This is a genomic window from Chitinasiproducens palmae (assembly GCF_900095735.1).
In the GTDB taxonomy this organism is placed as follows: domain Bacteria; phylum Pseudomonadota; class Gammaproteobacteria; order Burkholderiales; family Burkholderiaceae; genus Chitinasiproducens; species Chitinasiproducens palmae.
The window spans coordinates 141,585-160,524 of record NZ_FNLO01000011.1 but is presented as its reverse complement, the minus strand read 5'-3'; the positions used below and the strand labels follow the sequence as shown (position 1 = coordinate 160,524).

Below are 18,940 nucleotides of genomic sequence, written 5' to 3'. Positions count from 1 at the left end.
GGATCGCGCGTACCCGCAGCAGTCGGTGCCGCTTCGGCAGGCGCGCCGCGCGCGCCGCGTGGCGTGGCGCATCGGTCGGCGAGGAGGATCCGGGTTCAGGCGCGGCGCACGGACCCGGCAGCCGGCAGCCGGCATCGACATCGACATCGACTTCGACAGCCGCACTCGGCCGGAGCGGTGTCCGCGTCGGGCTCGCCTATTCGCCGTGCGCGACACCACTCGCCGCGGTACCGGCGCCCTCGCCGGGCGCGGCATGCCGCAGGTCGCGCTGCATCGGTGCAAGCCCGGGCGCATCGATCGGCTTGGCAAGCTTGCGCAGCTTCGCGACCTGCTCGGCGCTGGCCTTGCCGCCTTGATTGCCCCAACTGGTCTGGATGAACGTCACGACCTCGGCGATCTGCTGATCGTTGAGCAGGTGCGCCAGCGACGGCATCGACAGCGAGGATGGCGCGCCGAAGGTTGCCGGCTGCGAGCCGCCTGACAGGATGATGTGAATCGCCGAGGTCGGATCGTCGGTCTGCAGGACCGGGTTGCCGGCGAGCGACGGGAAGGCGCGGCCGTAGCCGAGCCCGTTCGAGCGGTGGCAGGCGGCGCAGCGGTCGACATAGATACGCGCACCCGCGTCGCGCACCTGCCCGGCATACAGTTCCTTGGCGATCGTCGCGTCGTAACGGTATGGCGTGGTCTTGCCGTCACGCGGCGGCAGCGATTTCAGATACGCCGCGATGCTGTTCAGGTCGGCGTCGCTCATGTACTGCGTGGAGTCGACGATCACATCGTTCATTGCACCGAACGACGCGGCATGCGCGGTTCGGCCGGTTTTCAGGAATTCGACGATGTCGGTTTTGCTCCAGTCGGCCAGGCCACCGCCATGCTCGTTGCGCAGCGATGGCGCGATCCAGCCGTCGATCGCGCCGCCGCCCGACAGGAAAACCGTGCCGTCGGCGTCGGTCAGCGCCTTCTCGTTGAGCGTGACGCTGCGCGGCGTATGGCAACTGCCGCAATGGCCGAGGCCCTGGACCAGGTAAGCGCCGCGCGCGACTTCCGCATCGGTGCCCGGGCGCGGCTGGAACGGCGCCGGCTTCGGCGCAAACAGCCTGGCCCAGAGCGACAGCGGCCAGCGCATCGACAGGGGCCAGGGAATGCCGTTCTTGCGGTTCGCCTGATGCACGGCTGGCACACCGTGCATGAAATAGGCATAGAGCGCCTTCATGTCCTCGTCGCTGAGGCGCGAGTATGACGGGTACGGCATGGCCGGATAGACGGTGTAACCGTCCTTTGTACGACCGTGCCGCATCAGTCGCGCGAAGTCGTCGTACTGCCATGTGCCGATACCGGTATCGCGGTCCGGCGTGATGTTGGTCGAGTAGATGGTCCCGAGCGGCGATGCGATGGCCAATCCGCCGGCGAACGGCTGACCGCCCTTGGCAGTATGGCAGGCGACACAGTCGCCGGCCCGCGCCAGATATGCACCGCGCGCTACCGCCTGGGCGTCCGCGCCGTTGGGCAGGTTGGCCGCGGCTGGCGGCGTCGATGCGGGCGGCGCCAGCGACGGCGACGCCGGCGAGCGCGCGACGGCCGGAAACGACGCGCCGCTGTCGCGAGATGTCCAGGTACGCGACGCATAGGGCGCGTCGGCAGCGCTGGCCGGGACGCGCGGCGCCGACGCGGCCACCGAGCCCGGCGGCGCGCTGCCCGGCTGCGCGGAGGCGCCGCCCGAGGCCTGCGTCGGCAGTGAATCGGTGGCTGGCATCGAAGCCGGATCGGCCCATGCGACGGATGAAGCGAACAGACAGGTTGTCGCAAGTGCCGAGCCGAGCGCGCGGAAGCAGTGAGCGAAGTTCATCGTCGGGCCCTCACGCGTCGACAAGCGGCCGCGGATCCTTCAGGTATTGCTCCCGGATCGCCTTTGCGGACCAGTAGGCCAGCGCGACGGCGAGCCCGGTGGGGTTGTAGCCGATACCGGTCGGGAAGACGCCCGACCCAACGGCAAACACATTGTGTACGTCCCAACTCTGCAGGTAGCGATTGAGCACGCTGCTGTCGCGCCCGGTGCCCATCGGCACCCCGCCGGCCCAGTGCGTCGTCTGGTAGGGCCGCAGGTCGAAATGCTCGCCGAAATTCTTCACGCTGACGTTGATCGACTTCGGATTCATCGCCTGGGCGACCTTGACCATCTGCTCGGTCACATGGCGCGACATGCGAATGTCGTTGTCCTTCCAATCGAATGTGAAACGCAGCAGCGGCTGGTCGTAGGCGTCGCGATAAGCCGGATCGAGGTCCACGTAGCAGTCGCGATACACCATGTTGGAGCCGTGGCAGTCGAACGACACGAAATTCAGATAGCTGTCACGGACCGCGCGCTTCCACGCCGCGCCCCACTTCGGCGTGTCCTTCGGCACCGGTATGCCACTGATCGGCTTGACGCCCGCCGGATTGCACCACACCGGCGAGCCGCCCACGAAGCCGAGCGGGCCGTGATCGTAGTGGTCGCCGTTGAAGTCGTCCAGCGCCACGCCCACGCCACCCGCGCCGATGAACGGGTTGGTGTTCGTGTTCGGCTCGAAGAACGCCTGGATCGTCGACATCGTCTGGTAGGCGATGTTCTTGCCGACCACGCCCCGGCCGGTAGCCGGGTCATACGGCTGGCCAATGCCCGAGAGCAGGAACAACCGCGCGTTGTTGTACGCGAAGGTGCTGGCGATCACCAGCGCGGCGGGTTGCTCGACGAGCTTGCCGTCGCGATCGACGTAGGTGACGCCGGTCGCCTTCTTTTTCGTGTCGTCGAGGTCGATGCGCAACACGTTGCAGTCGGGACGCAACTCGAAATGACCGACCTGCCGCAAGGCGGGCAGGATGTTCACATTGGGCGAGGCTTTCGAGTAGTTGTAGCAGGCATAGCCCGAGCAAAAACCGCAGAACGTGCACGGTCCCATCTGGCAGCCATATGGGTTCGTGTACGGCGCCGAGGTATTCGCCGACGGCTCGATGAACGGATGCAGTCCCTGCTGCTGCGCGGCCGCCATGAACAGGTGCGACGCATAGTGGACCTTCTGCGGCGGCAACGGGTATTGATCGGAGCGATCGGCCTCGAACGGATTGCCATCGCCGACTACCTGCCCATGCACGCGGTAGGCCTGTCCCGACGTACCGAACACTTTTTCGGCGAAGTCGAAGTGCGGCTCCAGTTCGTCGTAGCTGACGCCGAAATCCTGGATCGTCATGTCGGCCGGAATGAAATTCTTGCCGTACTTCTCCTCGTAGTTGCTGCGCAGTCGCAACTCTTCGGGCAGCACGCGCCAATGCTGACCCGACCAATGCAGACCGGCGCCGCCGACACCCTCGCCCGGCTTGAACGCGCCGATCTGCCGGTACGGCAGTGCGGTGTCGCCCACCGCATGTCGGAACGTGAACGACGAGCGGCTCATGTCCTGAAACAGCTTGAAGCGTTGCAGGTAGGTCAACTCGTCCAGCGTCTTCGGATAGGCGCCATCCGGATAGGTATCGCGGTAGCGACCGCGTTCCAGCGCCACGACGTGCAGGCCGGCTTCCGTCAATTCCTTGGCCATCACCGCGCCCGTCCAGCCGAAGCCGACGATGACGACGTCGACCGGATTCATTTTCTTGTCCGCCATTGCGCTTCCTAGCAGAGAACGTATCGAGAGGTATGTGGTGCCGAGGTCGACGTCGGCCCGTCAGCCCAGCGAAACCGGACCGAGCGGATAGTTGCGGCCGTATTGTTCGACCCAATCGAGGTAGTCGCCGCGCGCACCGGGGAAGCCGATCATCTTCCACGCAGCCATCGCCTTGTTGCCGCCATGCACCGGATCGCAGAAATAGCCTTCCCGCGTGTTCTGCAACAACTGGCCGAAGAAGGCCCCTGCGGGGACGCGGCCGATCGCGAACTTGCCCTGCTCCAACTGGTGCAGCACTTCGTCCTTCTGTGCGGCATCCAGATCGTGATACGCCTTGTTGTACTGCTTGCGCACCGCGTCGGCCAGGCCCGGCAAGGCGTTGCGGTAAAGATCGCGCGGGCTCAGCGAGAGCTGATAGCCGAACAGGTCGGACGCCGACTCGTCGAATGGGCCATGCATGTACCAGAGCGCGCCATGTCCGTAAGGCGTGTCCATCTGTCTGTCGATGAACTCCGGCACGCCTGCTTCGACCGCGCCAGGGCCGACGTCGTCCGGCGGAATCAGCCGGTCGACCAAGGCATTCAGCAACGTCCATTCGTCGCCGGTGAAGTAGCGTGGCGTGTAGGTCTTGCCAGCGTCAGCGGCCGCCGCGGCCTGCAAGCCGATCGCGCCACTGCCGGCCACCACCGCGGCCGGCGCGGCGCCCAGCGCCTGCCGCAGAAATAGCCGCCGCGACGGCGAGATGCCGATCTTCTTCATGGGGACCCTCTAGTCGTTCTTGATACACGTGCGACAGCACGGCCGGCATCGACGCCCCGTCGATCCGCGAACTGCCACCGTGCATGAATGACAACAATGCCGTACATCGTGCAGCACGAACCGTCGATGCGGGGTGTCGGCCTGGCATGCCGCACCGGTCGACGTACCGCGCAAATACGTCAATCGCGCCGTCGACCGGCAGGCCGGCAGGCAGGCACCGGCGGATTGCCGATCCGATCCGGTCGAGCGATCCGTACACCCGTAAAAATTGCTTACAACTAAAGCAACGAACGTTCCGACCTCGCGTCAATGCAGTTTTGTGCGCTGGCGCACAAAACCGTGCAAGACGGACCGCTGACCATTGTTCCCCGACAACATGACAAGGCGCGAGCGCGGATCGACAGAGTCAAGCGGCGTATCGGCACGTCGCAGCGCCCGAGCGAAGGGCCGAAGCAAGGGCCGAAGCAAGGGCCGAAGCGGTTCGACGCACTTCGAAAGAAGCGCAACAATCGAGAGATATCGGATGCACTGCACTGCAACGGATTGGCGGTCCATGACGGCTGCGTCACGCTCGACGAGGCGACGCCCACCGCATCAGGCGGTCGGCATACACGCTTTGCCCGTACGCAGGCCGTGTCGAGGTCAATGCATTTCGGGATGGAGAAATTGCATGATTACCGCATCGAAGTCGCGGTCCCCGACGAACCCCAGTCGTCTGGCGCGCGCATCGTCCCACGCCGCGGGCCAGCTGCCGACGATCGCCTCGATTTGCGGATCGCGTTCGAAACGCACTCGCCCGGCCGCCTCGTCGCCGGCTACGCGCCGCAGCGCCTCGACCATCGCCGCAGCCGTTGTCGACAGACCCGGCAGATTCAGGACTGGCCAATCCTCAAGCGCGTGCTGCGCCAACGCGCAACCGCGCAGCAGGTTGCGCGTGGCCGCGTCTGGCGACGACAGCCAGAGCGGCAGATCCGGCGCAACCGGACAGACCGCCGGCAAGCCTGCCAAAGGTTCACGGATGATGCCACTGGCAAATGAGGAAGCGGCGGCGTTCGGCCGGCCTGGCCGGATGCTGATGGTCGGCAGCCGCAGCACGCGTCCGTCGATGAAACCGCGCCGGGTGTAATCCGCAAGCAGCAGCTCGGCAATCGCCTTCTGCGTGCCGTATGACGAGCGCGGCGACACCGCGGTGTCGTCGCCAACGACCGGCGGCAGCGCGCCGCCGAACACGGCGACCGAACTCGTGAAGAGCACCGTCGGCCGATGGCCGACTGCATGGCAACGGTCGAGCAAGGCCCGCGTCGCATCCAGATTGATGCGCATGCCAAGCGGGAAATCCGCCTCCGCCTGACCGCTGACGACGGCGGCGAGATGGCACACGAGCGTCGTGTCAGCGTCGATCGCCCGTGCCAGCAGCGCGGCCTCGGACAGGTCGCCAGTCAGATGTACGATGCGTGGCTGGTCCGTGGCGGGTTGGACGGGCAGGACAGCTGGTGCGGCGACGTCGAGCAGCACGATCTGCTCGACCGGCTCGGCCGGCCTGCCATTGACGGACAAACGGCCGCAATCCAGCAAGGCGCGCGCGAGACGCGCGCCCAGGAACCCTGCCCCGCCGGTGATCAGAATCTTCATCGACGTCCCTTGCCGCTGGTACGGATGCGCCGCGGTGCGCGGCGCCGCGCGTCAGGCCGACTGGCCGCCCTGACGTCCCAAACAGCTATGCAGCCAGCCGAGACCTTCGCTGGTGCCGGCGCGCGGACGATATTCACAGCCGATCCAACCGTCGTAGCCGAGCATGTCGATCAGGTCGAACAGATAAGGATAGTTCAGCTCGCCGACATCCGGCTCATGGCGTTCCGGCACGCCCGCGATCTGGATGTGACCGACGCCGGCGATGTCGCGGCGCAGCTTGCTCGCAACATCGCCCTCGACAATCTGACAGTGATAGCAGTCGAACTGCACTTTCAGGTTCGGCGCCCCGACTTCGGCGCACACGGCCTGTCCCTCGTCCTGCCGGCTGATGAAGAAGCCTGGCATGTCACGCTGGTTGATCGGCTCGATCACCAGCATGATGCCGTGTGCCGCCGCCTGCGCGGCTGCCCAGCGCAGATTGTCGAGATACACGGCACGATGCCGCGCGCGCCGTTCGGCGTCGTCGGACTGGCCGAACATGCCCGCCATCACGTGGATCTTCCGGTTGCCGAGCACCGACGCATAGTCGAGCGCCCGCGCGATGCCGTCGCGAAATTCTGCTTCCCGGCCCGGCAGCGAGGCGAGGCCGCGCTCGCCGCCCGCCCAGTCGCCGGGCGGCGCATTGAACAGCGCCTGCGTCAGGCCGTTGTCGTCCAGGCGGCGTTTCAGTTCCTTCGCCTCGAAGTCGTAGGGGAACAGGAATTCCACCCCCTTGAAGCCGTCGCGCGCGGCAGCGGCGAAGCGATCGAGGAAGGGATGCTCGTTGTACATCATCGAGAGGTTGGCGGCGAAACGCGGCATGCTCTGTCTCCTTTATGAGTGTGTGGGCGGCGACGCCGCACCGTGCAAAGCGAATCCGGTCAAAAGTGGCGGCGCGCGCGGCACGGCTCGGAGGCAGGCGCACCGCGTGGCCTTGCAACAGTGAACGACGGCCGCCAGGCTAGCGGCGCCGGTGTCACCACCGCGCGTTGAAGGTCTCGCGCAACTCGTCCAGTTGCGTTTCGTCCAGCGGCGCGGGTTTCGGCTGGCTCGACAGCCAGAGCTTTGCCGTTTCTTCCAGCTCCTCCAACGCCCAGGCCGCGCGCGACACCGAGCTTTCCCAGACGATCGGGCCGAGCCGTTCGACGAGCACGCCGCGCACCTGCGCGGCGAGCGCCTCGACGCGCTCGGCGACCCGGTCGTCGCCCGGACGGTGGTACGGGATCAGCGGAATGTGACCGACCTTCATCACGTAGTACGGCGTGATCGGCGGCAGCACGTCGTCCGGCCGCCACACACCGGCCAGCGTCAGCGCAACCAGGTGGGTCGAATGCGTGTGCACCACGCCATTCACTTCCGGATTGCGCGCATATACGCGCCGATGCACCGACAGCGTCTTCGACGGCTTGGCGCCCGCCACCCAGTTGCCGCCGCTGTCCACCTTCGAGATGTCGGCGGGGTCCAGGCGGCCCAGGCACGCGTCGGTGGGTGTGATCAGCCAGCCGTCATCGAGACGCGCGCTGATGTTGCCCGCCGAACCGACCGTGTAGCCGCGCGCATAGAGGCTTGCGCCGACCGTGCAGATTTCCTCGCGGGCCTTGCTTTCGACGCTGCCGCTCATCGTGCCGCTCCGCCGATCTGGGCCAGCGCCTTTTCGAAGAAATCGACGCCGCCGAAGTTGCCCGATTTGAGCGCGAGCGCGACCGGCTCGTCGGCGACGGTCACCGTGGCCGGCACGCCCGGATCGATCTGCGCGCCGATCCGCAGCGCCGTCACGCCGAGCGCCTGCACCACCGCGCCGGAGGTCTCGCCGCCGGCCACCACGAAGCGGCGCACGCCCTTCGCGTGCAGCGTGCGCGCGATCTCGCCCAGCGCCTTCTCGACCAGATGACCTGCTTCGTTCGCGCCGAGCGATTGCTGCACCGCCTTGACTTCGTCGGGCGCGGCGGTCGCATAGATCAGCACCGGTTCGCCGGCCGACAATGCAAAGTCGATCGCCTGCTGCACGACCGGTTCGCCGCGCGCCAGCGCGAGCGGATCGATGCGCAGCGCCGGGTGACGTTCGCGCCAGTGCGCGACCTGTCCGTTGGTGGCCTTCGACACGCTGCCGGCCAACACCACGCCGGGGCCTTCGACGCGCGGCAACACCGCCGCCTCGCTGGCTGCGCCGAGCAGGCCGGCCTTGCGGAAGTTTTCCGGCAGGCCGAGCGCGACGCCGGAGCCGCCGGTGATCAGCACGGCGTCGGCGTTGGCTTCGCCAAGCACGCGCAGATCGGTGTCCGACAGCGCGTCCGCGATCGCGAGACGCACGCCGTCGGCGCGCAGCGCCGCGATGGCCGTGCGCACGCCGTCGGCGCCCTTCGCCACCGCGTCATAGCGCACCAGGCCGACCTTGCTCTTGCTCTGGCTTTGCAGCACGCGCACCAGGTTGGGGTCGCGCATCGGCGTGAGCGGATGGTTCTCCATGCCCGATTCGTTGAGCAGGACGTCGCCGACAAATAGATACCCGCGGCACAGGGTCCGGCCGTTTTCCGGGAAGGCAGGACAGGCGATCGCGAAATCGCTGCCGAGTTCGTCGAGCAGGGCCTCGGCTACCGGGCCGATGTTGCCGTCGGCGGTTGAATCGAACGTCGAGCAGTATTTGAAAAAGAACTGCCGGCAACCCTGCGCCTTCAGCCAGCGCAACGCCTGCAGCGACTGCTCGATTGCTTCGCCGGCCGGATTGGTGCGCGACTTCAGCGCAACGACGATCGCGTCCGCTTCGGCCGCGGCCGCGCCGGTCGGCACGCCGATCATCTGCACGGTACGCATGCCGCCGCGCACGAGCGTGTTGGCAAGGTCGGTGGCGCCGGTGGAATCGTCGGCAATCACGCCGAGCAAGGGGGTCGAGGAAGAGGTCATGTCTAACGAGCGGGAAGGATCAGGAGGCGCTGCCGGGCAAGGTCACGCCAGGAAAAATCTTGATGACGGCGGCGTCGTCCTCGCCGCCGTGCCCGGCGGTCGAGGCCATCATGAACATCTGGTGCGCGGCCGCGGAAAGCGGCAACGGGAAGCGGCTGCCGCGCGCGGTATCGAGCACCAGTCCAAGGTCCTTGACGAAGATGTCGACAGCGGACAGCGGCGTGTAGTCGCCTTTCAGGATGTGCGGCACCCGGTTCTCGAACATCCACGAATTGCCCGCGCTGTGCGTGATCACTTCGTAGAGCGCGGCCGGATCGACGCCTTCGCGCAGGCCGAGCGCCATCGCCTCGGCCGAGGCGGCAATGTGCACGCCGGCCAGCAACTGGTTGATGATCTTCACCTTGGAGCCGGCACCGTGTTCGGCACCCAGGCGGTAGACCTTGCCAGCCATCGCGGCCAGAACGTCCTCGGCCAGCGCATAGGCTGCGGCGGGTCCCGAGGTCATCATCGTCATCTCGCCCGATGCGGCGCGGGCCGCGCCACCGGAGACCGGCGCGTCGAGCAGGTGGATGCCCCGCTCCGCCAAGCGCGCGCCGAGCGAACTCGCATAGGCTGGCGCGACCGTCGCGCAGGCGATGACCAGGCTGTCCGGCGCGAGCGCCGGCACCGCGCCGCGATCGCCGAACAGCACGGCGTCGGTCTGGTCCGCGTTGACCACCAGCGTGATCACCACCTTGCACACGGCGGCCAGCGCGGCCGGATCCGGCGCGGGACGACCGCCTTCTTTCGCGAAACGCTCGAGCACGTCGGCGCGCAGGTCGCAGGCGTGCACGTCGAAACCGGCGCGCAGCAGCGACTGCGCCACGCCGTAGCCCATCGCGCCCAGGCCGATCACACCAACGGTTGCGGACATGGCTGTCTCCTGGGCGTGCGCCGGCGTGACAACGCGGCCGGCGTTCATTGGCTGACGGAAGTCGCAGCGCCCGCGCTCAACCGGCGCGCCGCATTGACCATGTGATTGCGCGCCGCGTCGTGCGCGGCCTGCGGATCGCGCGCGCGGATCGCCGCGGCAATGGCCGCATGTTCTTCCCGCACCTGACGCGCGAACTCGGCATGGCGCGACTCGTTGCTGCGCGTCACGTGCATGCCGGTCTCCAGGTACTGTCCCAGAAACGCAAGCGTGCTGAGAAAGAACGGGTTGCCGGTGGCCTCGGCGATCGTGCGATGGAATGCGATGTCCGCCTTCACCCCGTTGTGACCGCTGTCACCGTTCGCGACGTCCGCGTCGATCTGTGCCAGCGCCGCATCGATGCGGGCCATCGCCTCGTCGCTGCGCCGTTCGGCCGCCTGCGCGGCCACCTCCGATTCCAGCGCGCGCCGTACGTCGACGATATGAAGCACGGATTGCAGGTCGCTGAGCGAGGCCACGTCCAGCCGCAGCGGCTTGAGCCCGTTCGGCAAGCGCACGAACACGCCACTGCCCTGCCGTGGTTCGACGACGCCATCGTGTTTGAGGCGCGCGATGGCCTCGCGCACGACCGTCCGGCTGACGCCGAACTGCTGGGACAGCGAGGCTTCGGTTGGCAGCTTGGTGTCGCGGGCGAAAGTGCCGGCTTCGATTTGTTTGAGGAGCTGCTCGGCGACCGTGTCGCTGAGCGCCCGGGTAGGTACGCGTTCGAACATTAACTTGTCATACAAGTCGTTGTCCGCTCATCATACAACTTTGGGCGCACCACGTCCGCCGAGGGTTTACCCTCGCCTACGCGTCAGGTGGCATGACGCTCAAGCCGAAACACCGACACTGCCTGTTGCAGCGCACGCGTACGTTCGGCGAGGGCGTCGGAGGCGGCATGGGCCGCCAGCACGCGCGCGGCGTTGTCTCGGGTGATCGCGTCGATGTCGCCGACTGCCTGGTCGATGCGCGCAATGCCGACGCGTTGCGACTCGCTGGCCTGTTCGATTTCGGCCAGCAGGGCGGCGACCCGTTCGCTGGCCGCGCGCGCGTCCGCCATCGTGGTGCCGGCGGCTTCCGCGGCGCGCTCGCTGGTCTGCACGCCGGCAAGCGACCCGTCGATGCGCGCCTTCACGTCGCGCGCCGCTTCCGCGCTGCGGCGCGCCAGCTCGCGCACCTCGCCGGCAACGACGGCGAAACCCCGACCCTGCGTACCGGCCCGAGCCGCCTCGACCGCCGCGTTCAACGCCAGTAGGTTGGTCTGGAACGCAATGCCGTCGATCACCGCAACGATTTCGCCCATCCGGCGCGACTCGTTCGCCAGCCGGCGCATCGTCGCAACCACTGCCTCGGTCTGTCGTGCGCCGCTATCGCAGACGGCCGCCGCCTCCCGCGCCAGTTCGCTGGCCTGCCGTGCGTGCGCCGCGTTGTGTTCGACAGCGCCGCTCAGACGCGAGGCATTGGCAGCGGTCTCGGCGATCGACGCGGCCTGGGCGCGCGTGCGGGTGGCAAGCGCCTCGTTGTCGTCGGCAATCTGCCGCGACGCCAGCGCGATGCTGTCCGCGCCGGTGCGCACGTCGGCCACGAGGTGGACGAGCGACTCGCGCATCCGGGCGATCGCGCCGAACACGCTGGCCGAATCGGCGCGCGAGCCGGTGCTGGCGGCCAGGTCGCCGCCGGCGATACGCGCGGCCAGCTGCGCCGCCTCGCGGGGCTCGCCGCCGAGTTCCCGCCGCAGGGTACGGCCAACGTAGAACCAGACGAGCAGCGACGCGCAGAGCGTCGCGGCAAACAGCAGCGCCAGCGCGCCGAGGGTCCGGGCGCGCACCGTTGCCGCCCGCGCCGCCCGTGCTTCGGTCGCGGCGTCCTGGCTGCGACGCAGCGCGGCGATCGCCTCGCCAAGGCCGTCCAGAGCGGTATCGACGAAATGACCGTTCACCGATACGGCGCTGTCGAACATCACCGGATCGAACGACTGCTTCACCATCAGCGCAACGAACTCGTCGACCTGGCGACGTGCCTGCGTCAGGCTCTGCTGCGCCCGGCGCGCCACGGCCGGGTCGCCGTTCGCCTTGGCCAGGGCATGCGCGATGCTGTCGACGCTGGCCGCGATCAGTTGCCGCGCCGCATCGCGTTCCGGTCCACTGCTCGCGACGAACAGCGCCAGCTTGCCGTTGCGCAGACGCGCCACGTCGCCACCGGCCCGTTCCGCCGCGGCAGCCTGCTGGAGATCTTCCCGATACAGGCGCTGATTGTCCGCTTCCAGCGCGCGCATGTGCGACAGCGCCGCGAGGCCGAAGCCCAGTTGGCACAGGCAGACGAACAGCATGCCGATGCCGACCCGCACGCCCAGACGGCGGCTGCGGCCAAGCACCGCGCGCGGACGCGGCGCGGTCTTGTCGTCGGAGCGCGTACCGTTGCGGTCCGCCGGGTGCGACGCAGGCGAGCGGAGCGTGGTCGAGGCCTGCCAGGGCATGAAACGCCGCAGCAACGACTGCGGCTTGACGGGGGAGAGATGGGCAGACATCGGAGGCGGGGTGGTCGCGATGGGCGCGAGTCTGCCAACCGATTGCGACGTGGCCATGACAGGGACACCAGAGGACGAGCCGGCGCGACTGCGGCTCGGATTGATACCGCCATTACCGCCATCGCCGCACCGCCTGAGCATGACCCTCATGCCTGCGGCCGTGTGTCCGGCGCATGCCGATACCTGTCGACGCGCCCGCCGCCACCGCCCGCCACGCCAGAATCGGCCGCACGGCGGCATCGGACTCAAACGTCCGTCCTACGTCCGTCCACCGGCCCTGACGCGGCTTGTCAGCGGTGCGGGCAGTCTGCTAAAAGAATGGTCCCACCGCCTTGCTCCAGCGCATGCCCGCCTCCCCGCTCCACCTCGCCGCCGCCATCGTGTTCGCCTGCGCGCTGCTCCACACCTTCCTGGCCAAGCCGATCGGACGCCTGGCCGACCGTTGGCCGCGGCACGCGGGGCTGTTTCATTTCCTCGGCGAAGTCGAAGTCGTGTTCGGGCTGTGGGCGCTGGTGCTGGCCGTCACGATGTGCGCGCTGGCGGGCGTGAGCGCCGCGCTGTCCTATCTCGAAACGCGCCACTACACCGAACCGATGTTCGTTTTCGTGGTGATGACCATCGCGGCGAGCCGCCCGATCGGGCAAGTGACGGCCAGTGTCATCGATGGCATCGCGCGGCTGCTGCCGGGCGATCGCGCCGTCTGGACCGTCTGGCTCGGCCTGTCCGCGGTGCCGTTGCTCGGCTCCGCGATCACCGAGCCAGCCGCGATGACGCTGGCCGCCCTGATGCTGCGGGAGCGACTGTTCGTGCCGACGCTGCCGGAACGCCTGAAATACCTGGCGCTCGGCGTACTGTTCGTCAACGTGTCGATCGGCGGCACACTGACCGCCTTCGCCGCGCCGCCGATCCTGATGGTGGCCCGCGCCTGGCAGTGGGACAGTACGCTGGTCGCCGGCATGCTCGGCTGGAAGGCGGCGTTGGCGGTCGTGTGCAACGCCAGCATGGCCACCGCGCTGCTTGCGCCGCGACTGCGCGCCCGGCCAACCCCCATGCAGGCATCCGGCGGCACCGTGGCGGCCGCTCCGCCTGCCCCGGTCTCGACGACAGGCGACGCAATGCGTCGCCCCGCACCCGCGGCGGTGGTTGTCGTGCACGTGTTGTTTCTGGTGCTGGTCGTGGCCAGCGCGCATCACCCGGCGATATTCATCGGCCTGTTTCTGTTTTTCCTCGGCTATACCGAGGCGTACGCGCGCCATCAGTCGCCGCTGTTGCTTCGCGAAAGCCTTCTGGTGGCCTTCTTCTTGGCGGGCTTGGTGGTGCTCGGTGGACAGCAGCAATGGTGGTTGCAACCGCTGGTGGCGCGGCTCGACGCGGCGGCCCTGTTCTTCGGCGCGCTCGGCCTGACGGCGATCACCGACAACGCGGCGATCACCTACCTGGGTTCGCTGATCCCGAACCTGTCGGCCCACTCGCGCTACATGCTGGTGGCCGGCGCGGTGGCGGGCGGCGGTCTCACCGTGATCGCGAATGCGCCGAATCCCGCCGGCGTGGCACTGTTGCGCGGCGGCTTCCGCAACGCCTCGATCGGTTTTGGCGGACTGCTGCTCGGCGCGCTGCCGCCGACGCTCGTCGCAACCGCGGCGTTCCTGCTGCTCTGAGTGCCGTCGAACCGCTTGCCAGCGCTGCGCTGACGATCACAGCGTGGCCAGCGGCGCGACTCAGTCGCGCATGAAGCCGCCGTCGACGTCCATGATCTCGCCGGTGATGAAGGCGGCCGCGTCCGATGCCAGGAAGCACGCGGCGGCCGCGATGTCGGCCGGCGTGCCGGCGCGGCCCACCGGCATGTCCGCCAGCACGCGCGCCCGGCCCGCCGGCGGCAGGATCGACGTCATCTCAGTATCGATCAGTGCCGGGGTGATCGCGTTGACCGTCACGCCGAACGGTCCGGCCTCGCGGGCCACGCCCTTCGTCAGCGCGATCACCCCGCCTTTTGACGCCGCATAGCAACTGCCTCCCAGCAGGCCACCGCCCCGCTTGCCCGCCACCGATGAAATGTTCACGATCCGTCCATAGCCGCGCGCGACCATGCCGGGCAGCGCCGCCCGGATGCAATAGAACACGCCGTCCAGGTTGACCGCCATCACCCGGCGCCAATCGGCCGATGTGGTGTCGGTCACCTGCGTGGTGGACACCATGCCGGCGTTGTTGACCAGGATGTCGACCGCGCCGTAGCTGCGCTCCGCGCAACCGACCATCTCGGCGACATCCCGCTCGTCGGACACGTCGGCGCCCAGCGCCATCGCCTCGATACCGGCCGCGACCAGACGGTCGCGCGCCGCTTCGGCCTGGGCCGCGTTCAGGTCGGCCACCACCACGCGGGCACCATTCGCGCCCAGCCGCTCGGCGATCGCGAAGCCGATGCCACGCGCGGCGCCTGTCACCAATGCCACGCGGCCGCGCAGATCGACGCGCAAGCCCTCTCCAGCTGCAATAGTCATGTTTGTCCCGCGCCGGCGCAGCGCCGGCCGCGCCAGTCGTCAGATGTCGAGCAGGCCAGCGGCGAGATAGCCGCCGTCGACAGGCAAGGTATGGCCGGTGATGTACGACGCATCGTCGGAGGCAAGAAAGGCGACCGCTGCGGCGATCTCCTCGGGCCGACCGTAACGCCGCATCGGCACCGCGCGCAGATAGCCGTCACGCGTCTGCGTCGAATGCAACGCCGACGTCATCGGCGTCTCGATCGGACCCGGCGCGACCGCGTTGGCGGTGATGCCCTCGCCGGCCAGTTCGATCGCCATCTGCCGGGTCAGCCCCATCACGGCCGCCTTTGACGTGCCGTACGCGGTGCGCCCCGCACTGGCGCGAATGCCGCTGATCGACGCGACGTTGACGATGCGTCCCCAGCGTTGCTTGCGCATCAGCGGCACCAGCGTCTGCGCCAGCAGCAACGGGCCCGTCAGGTTCACGTCGAGCACCGCCTGCCAGTGATCGGTCGGATAGTCGGTGAACGGGTAGGTCTTGGCGATCCCCGCGTTGTTGACGAGAATGTCGCAGCGGCCCCACTCGGCGGCAATGCGCGCACACACCGCGGCGATCGAATCGGCGTCACCGGCGTCCATCGCCAGTGCCGCAACGTTGCGGCGCCGGCCGTTGAGCCGCGCCGCGCAACGCTGCGCCGCCTCCTCGTCCCGGTCCGCAATGATCACGTCGCAGTCGGTGGCAAGGCGCGCGGCGATCGCCGCGCCGATGCCCGCCGCACCGCCGGTCACCAACGCAACGCGACGCTCGGCGCTGCGGGCCGCCGTCGTCCGGCGCGGCTGCGCGGTCGCGCCACCCTCGCGGCGTGCCGTCTCGCCCGCGGCCGCGCGTCCACGCGTGCGTGCCGCCGGCCCGGCCGGTTGCTGCGCGCCGCTGGCCGCTGCCCGGCTCCGCTCCGCGGTCGGGCTGCCTTCATTCAGCGCATCCGGCGCCCGATCCCGAAATATGACTGCCATCGCTTCCTCCTTCAAAAACCTGCCGGCAGAAAGCCGGTAGACAGCCACGGCACGAACGCCACGCATAGCAGTGCGATCAGCAGCGCCAGCATGTAGCCGACCATGCGGCGCCCGACACCGTCGGGCGAGACCTTGCCGATCGCACAGGCCGCGTAGTAACCGACGCCGACCGGCGGCGCGAACAGTCCGATGCCCATTGCCAGAATCACCACCATCGAGTACTGCACGTCGTTGATGTGCAGCGCACGCGCGACCGGGAACAGCAGCGGGCCAAACAGGACGATCGCCGGAATGCCTTCCAGCACGCTGCCCAGCACGACGAAGCAGACGATCGTGACGAGCATGAAGCCGGGCACGCCGCCTGGCGTGTGCGCCATCGCCTCGACCAGGGCTGCCGAGAAACCCGAGCGCGTCAGCGCCCACGCCATCGACGTTGCCAGCCCGATGATCAGCAGGATCGCGCCGGACAGCGCCGCCGCATCGACCAGCATCCGATACAACTGCCCGAATGCGATGCGCTTGCCCAATGCACGCGCGATCAGCGCCGCCACGAGCGTGTACACCACGCCCACCGTCGACACCTCGGTGGCGGTCGCCACGCCCTCGACCACGCACGCACGGATCAGCACGGGCAACGCCAGTGCGGGCAACGCGACCAGCAGGGTACGCAGGATCACGCGGGTGCTGGCCCGCTCGACCTGCGGCAGCGGATCGCGGCGGGCGCGACGCCAGCAAACGAAGGCGATTGCAATGGTCGCCACCAACGCCGGTACTAGGCCGCCGACGAACAACGCGCTGATCGACACGCTGCACACCGCGCCGATGGTGATCAGCACCAGGCTCGGCGGAATCGTCTCGGTCATCGCGCCGGACGCGCTGAGCAGCGCGACCAGTTCCTCGGGCTTCGCGCCGCGCGCCTTCATTTCGGGAAACAGCGCCGGGGCGACCGCGGCCATGTCGGCGGCCTTCGCGCCCGAGATGCCGGAAACCAGGAACATCGCGCCGAGCAGCACGTATTGCAGACCGCCGCGGACGTGGCCGAGCAACGCTGCCATGAAATCGATCAGCGAACGCGCCAGCCCGCTCATCTCGATCAAGCCGCCGAGCAGCACGAAGATCGGCACCGCCACCAGGATCACGTGTGCCATGCCCTCGTCCATGCGGCTCACGACGATGCCGAGCGGCGCGTGCGTGATCAGCGACAGATAGGCCAGCGTGGCAACGCCGAACGCGAACGCGATCGGCACGCCCAGCACCACGCTGGCGCCGACCAGCACGACGAAGAACAGCAGCAGGTTCCAGTTTCCGATCGACAGCAGCCAGCTCTGCGCCAGCCACAGCGCGCCGGCGACCAGCGCCACCACGACGAGCGCGCTGGCACATTGCTTCCAGTTGTTGAGGACTGCCACGCGTGACAGCGCGGCAACCAGCATCAGGACCGAGCCGACCGGCAGCGCATAGGCGCGCAAGCCGTCAGGCAGATCGAGCGACGGCGTGGTAATCGCCATCTGCTCGTGGGCATGCTGTGCCGCGGGCGAGACGATCATTGCGACGAACACGCATACCAGTATCGCGGCCAGCGCCTCGGTCCACGTTTGCCAGCGCGGCGGCAGCTTCTTCACCACCGCGGTCAGGCGCATGTGCTCGCCGCGATAGAGCGCCAGCACCGCGCCCAGTATGGCCAGCCAGCTGAACAGGATCGAGACCAGTTCGTCGGACCAACCCAGCGGGTCGTCCAGCACGTAGCGGTAGATCACCGACGCAAACAGGATGACGGTTTCCGCGACCAGCAACAGGGCCGCGGCGAACTCGACGAGGTGCATCACGCCGCGCGTGAAGACCAGCGGCAGCGAGGCGGGCGCCGCCGCGCGCGCCGGGTTCAACGAGCGGACGAGAGCCATGTTTAGCCGAGCCTCCCACTGTACTTTTCGAGAATGGCCCATTCCTCGGGACCGAACTTCTTCTTCCACTCGTCATAGAACTTGCCGGCCGCAAGCTTGGCGCGGAACGGCTGCGCGTCGACGGTGTTGAACTGCATCTTCGCCGCTTCCAGACGCTGGCGCACCTCGCCCTCCAGCGAACGAACGTCGGCGCGCTGCTTGACGGCCGCCTCGTTGGCCGCGCGTCGCACGATGTCCTGCAGGTCCTTCGGCAGCCGCGCGAACGATTGCTTGTTGCCCAGCAGCCAGAAACCGTCCCACATGTGATTGGTCAGCGAGCAGAACTTCTGCACTTCGTACAGCTTCGCGGTGAAGATGATCGAGAGCGGATTCTCCTGCCCCTCGACCACGCGCGTCTGCAAGGCCGAATAGGTTTCGGAGAAGTTGATGCTGGTCGGGGAAGCGCCGAAGGCCCGGAACATCGAGGTCCACAGCGGACTCGGCGGCACGCGCAGCTTCATGCCCTGGAAATCCTCCGGCTTGACGATCGCCTTGGTGCTGGTCGTCACCTGGCGGAAGCCGCCATCCCAGATCTTCTCGAAGGCGAACAGCGGCGTCGCCTCGATCTTGTTGCGCACGTAGGCGCCCAGGTCGCCGTCGAGCGCCGGCCACACCTGGTCGTACGACTTGAACGCAAAGCCCACGCCGGTGATCTGCGCGGCCGGCACGAAGGTGCCGAGGATCAGCGGCGACAGCGTGAAGAAGTCGACCGCGCCCGAGCGAATCTGCGAGAGCGTGTCGGTATCGCTGCCCAGTTGGCTGCTCGGGAAGATCTGGACCTCGACGCGGCCCTTCGATTCCGTCTTGATCCGGTCGGCCATTTCCTTGAGCCGGATGTTGAGCGGATGCGAGGTCGGCAGGTTGTTGGCCAGTCGCAGTGTGAATTCGGCGGCACGCGCGATCAGTGGGGTAAAGCCTCCGGCCGACACGACGGCGGCGGCCGAAATCGTTTTGAGAAAATCGCGGCGCTTCGCTGTACTCATGCCTGTCTCCCGACTGTTGTGATTGTGCGTCGCTCTAGAGCAAGTTGAAGACCATTCGGGCGCCGCAAGTCCCGTTTC

Annotated in this window: 15 protein-coding genes; 1 reads left to right on the top strand and 14 read right to left on the bottom strand. The window is 67.9% G+C overall.

Annotation, left to right across the window (positions count from 1 at the left end):
• Nucleotides 1–196: 196 nt before the first annotated feature.
• The 10 genes from BLU54_RS17595 to BLU54_RS17550 form a co-directional block, all read right to left on the bottom strand.
• Complete coding sequence (locus BLU54_RS17595) at nt 197–1,846, bottom strand: cytochrome c (protein WP_235838006.1); 1,650 nt, start codon at nt 1,844–1,846, stop codon at nt 197–199.
• A gap of 10 nt (nt 1,847–1,856) precedes the next feature.
• Nucleotides 1,857–3,635 (bottom strand): GMC family oxidoreductase, encoded by a 1,779-nt coding sequence (locus tag BLU54_RS17590; protein WP_091911293.1) that lies wholly within the window; start codon nt 3,633–3,635, stop codon nt 1,857–1,859.
• Between the two features lie 60 nt (nt 3,636–3,695).
• On the bottom strand, nt 3,696–4,394 hold the full coding sequence (locus tag BLU54_RS17585; protein ID WP_091911291.1) for a gluconate 2-dehydrogenase subunit 3 family protein: 699 nt from the start codon (nt 4,392–4,394) through the stop codon (nt 3,696–3,698).
• Nucleotides 4,395–5,036: 642 nt separating this feature from the next.
• Complete coding sequence (gene denD / locus BLU54_RS17580; RefSeq protein ID WP_091911289.1) at nt 5,037–6,026, bottom strand: D-erythronate dehydrogenase; 990 nt, start codon at nt 6,024–6,026, stop codon at nt 5,037–5,039.
• Between the two features lie 51 nt (nt 6,027–6,077).
• Nucleotides 6,078–6,887: a 2-oxo-tetronate isomerase gene (otnI, locus tag BLU54_RS17575; protein ID WP_091911287.1), complete on the bottom strand. Its 810-nt coding sequence runs from the start codon at nt 6,885–6,887 to the stop codon at nt 6,078–6,080.
• 154 nt (nt 6,888–7,041) lie between these two features.
• The gene (gene otnC / locus BLU54_RS17570; protein WP_091911285.1) at nt 7,042–7,686 is read right to left on the bottom strand and encodes a 3-oxo-tetronate 4-phosphate decarboxylase; all 645 of its coding nucleotides are present in this window, start codon (nt 7,684–7,686) and stop codon (nt 7,042–7,044) included.
• Nucleotides 7,683–8,966 carry a 3-oxo-tetronate kinase gene (gene otnK / locus BLU54_RS17565; protein ID WP_091911283.1) on the bottom strand — a complete coding sequence of 428 codons (1,284 nt, stop codon included), beginning with the start codon at nt 8,964–8,966 and terminating at the stop codon, nt 7,683–7,685. Before otnK ends, otnC begins: the two co-directional genes overlap by 4 nt.
• 19 nt (nt 8,967–8,985) lie before the next feature.
• The gene (ltnD, locus tag BLU54_RS17560) at nt 8,986–9,879 is read right to left on the bottom strand and encodes an L-threonate dehydrogenase (RefSeq protein ID WP_091911424.1); all 894 of its coding nucleotides are present in this window, start codon (nt 9,877–9,879) and stop codon (nt 8,986–8,988) included.
• Between the two features lie 44 nt (nt 9,880–9,923).
• A complete protein-coding gene (locus BLU54_RS17555; RefSeq protein WP_091911281.1) occupies nt 9,924–10,649 on the bottom strand; it encodes a FadR/GntR family transcriptional regulator in 726 nt (241 codons plus the stop codon).
• Nucleotides 10,650–10,732: 83 nt separating this feature from the next.
• On the bottom strand, nt 10,733–12,445 hold the full coding sequence (locus tag BLU54_RS17550; RefSeq protein WP_139169744.1) for a methyl-accepting chemotaxis protein: 1,713 nt from the start codon (nt 12,443–12,445) through the stop codon (nt 10,733–10,735).
• A 344-nt stretch (nt 12,446–12,789) separates the two neighbouring features.
• Between BLU54_RS17550 and BLU54_RS17545 the strand changes: the two genes are divergently transcribed.
• On the top strand, nt 12,790–14,103 hold the full coding sequence (locus tag BLU54_RS17545) for a putative Na+/H+ antiporter (RefSeq protein WP_091911277.1): 1,314 nt from the start codon (nt 12,790–12,792) through the stop codon (nt 14,101–14,103).
• Between the two features lie 60 nt (nt 14,104–14,163).
• Here the strand turns inward: BLU54_RS17545 and BLU54_RS17540 are convergent, their stop codons facing one another.
• Genes BLU54_RS17540 through BLU54_RS17525 form a run of 4 tightly spaced genes read right to left on the bottom strand, consistent with a single transcriptional unit; the run spans nt 14,164 to nt 18,862 of the window.
• On the bottom strand, nt 14,164–14,943 hold the full coding sequence (locus BLU54_RS17540; protein ID WP_091911274.1) for an SDR family NAD(P)-dependent oxidoreductase: 780 nt from the start codon (nt 14,941–14,943) through the stop codon (nt 14,164–14,166).
• Between the two features lie 39 nt (nt 14,944–14,982).
• Nucleotides 14,983–15,939, bottom strand: coding sequence for an SDR family NAD(P)-dependent oxidoreductase (locus BLU54_RS17535; protein ID WP_091911272.1), 957 nt, complete (start codon nt 15,937–15,939; stop codon nt 14,983–14,985).
• A gap of 11 nt (nt 15,940–15,950) precedes the next feature.
• The gene (locus BLU54_RS17530; protein WP_091911270.1) at nt 15,951–17,840 is read right to left on the bottom strand and encodes a TRAP transporter large permease; all 1,890 of its coding nucleotides are present in this window, start codon (nt 17,838–17,840) and stop codon (nt 15,951–15,953) included.
• 2 nt (nt 17,841–17,842) lie between these two features.
• Nucleotides 17,843–18,862: a TRAP transporter substrate-binding protein gene (locus BLU54_RS17525; protein ID WP_091911268.1), complete on the bottom strand. Its 1,020-nt coding sequence runs from the start codon at nt 18,860–18,862 to the stop codon at nt 17,843–17,845.
• Nucleotides 18,863–18,940: the final 78 nt, after the last annotated feature.

Bases quoted from the DNA above. Each gene is read 5' to 3' on its own strand.
- otnI (WP_091911287.1), bottom strand. From the start codon at position 6,887: ATGCCGCGTTTCGCCGCCAACCTCTCGATGATGTACAACGAGCATCCC.
- BLU54_RS17555 (WP_091911281.1), bottom strand. From the start codon at position 10,649: ATGTTCGAACGCGTACCTACCCGGGCGCTCAGCGACACGGTCGCCGAG.
- otnK (WP_091911283.1), bottom strand. From the start codon at position 8,966: ATGACCTCTTCCTCGACCCCCTTGCTCGGCGTGATTGCCGACGATTCC.
- BLU54_RS17530 (WP_091911270.1), bottom strand. From the start codon at position 17,840: ATGGCTCTCGTCCGCTCGTTGAACCCGGCGCGCGCGGCGGCGCCCGCC.
- BLU54_RS17525 (WP_091911268.1), bottom strand. From the start codon at position 18,862: ATGAGTACAGCGAAGCGCCGCGATTTTCTCAAAACGATTTCGGCCGCC.
- otnC (WP_091911285.1), bottom strand. From the start codon at position 7,686: ATGAGCGGCAGCGTCGAAAGCAAGGCCCGCGAGGAAATCTGCACGGTC.
- BLU54_RS17550 (WP_139169744.1), bottom strand. From the start codon at position 12,445: ATGTCTGCCCATCTCTCCCCCGTCAAGCCGCAGTCGTTGCTGCGGCGT.
- ltnD (WP_091911424.1), bottom strand. From the start codon at position 9,879: ATGTCCGCAACCGTTGGTGTGATCGGCCTGGGCGCGATGGGCTACGGC.
- BLU54_RS17595 (WP_235838006.1), bottom strand. From the start codon at position 1,846: ATGAACTTCGCTCACTGCTTCCGCGCGCTCGGCTCGGCACTTGCGACA.
- denD (WP_091911289.1), bottom strand. From the start codon at position 6,026: ATGAAGATTCTGATCACCGGCGGGGCAGGGTTCCTGGGCGCGCGTCTC.
- BLU54_RS17585 (WP_091911291.1), bottom strand. From the start codon at position 4,394: ATGAAGAAGATCGGCATCTCGCCGTCGCGGCGGCTATTTCTGCGGCAG.
- BLU54_RS17535 (WP_091911272.1), bottom strand. From the start codon at position 15,939: ATGGCAGTCATATTTCGGGATCGGGCGCCGGATGCGCTGAATGAAGGC.
- BLU54_RS17545 (WP_091911277.1), top strand. From the start codon at position 12,790: ATGCCCGCCTCCCCGCTCCACCTCGCCGCCGCCATCGTGTTCGCCTGC.
- BLU54_RS17590 (WP_091911293.1), bottom strand. From the start codon at position 3,635: ATGGCGGACAAGAAAATGAATCCGGTCGACGTCGTCATCGTCGGCTTC.
- BLU54_RS17540 (WP_091911274.1), bottom strand. From the start codon at position 14,943: ATGACTATTGCAGCTGGAGAGGGCTTGCGCGTCGATCTGCGCGGCCGC.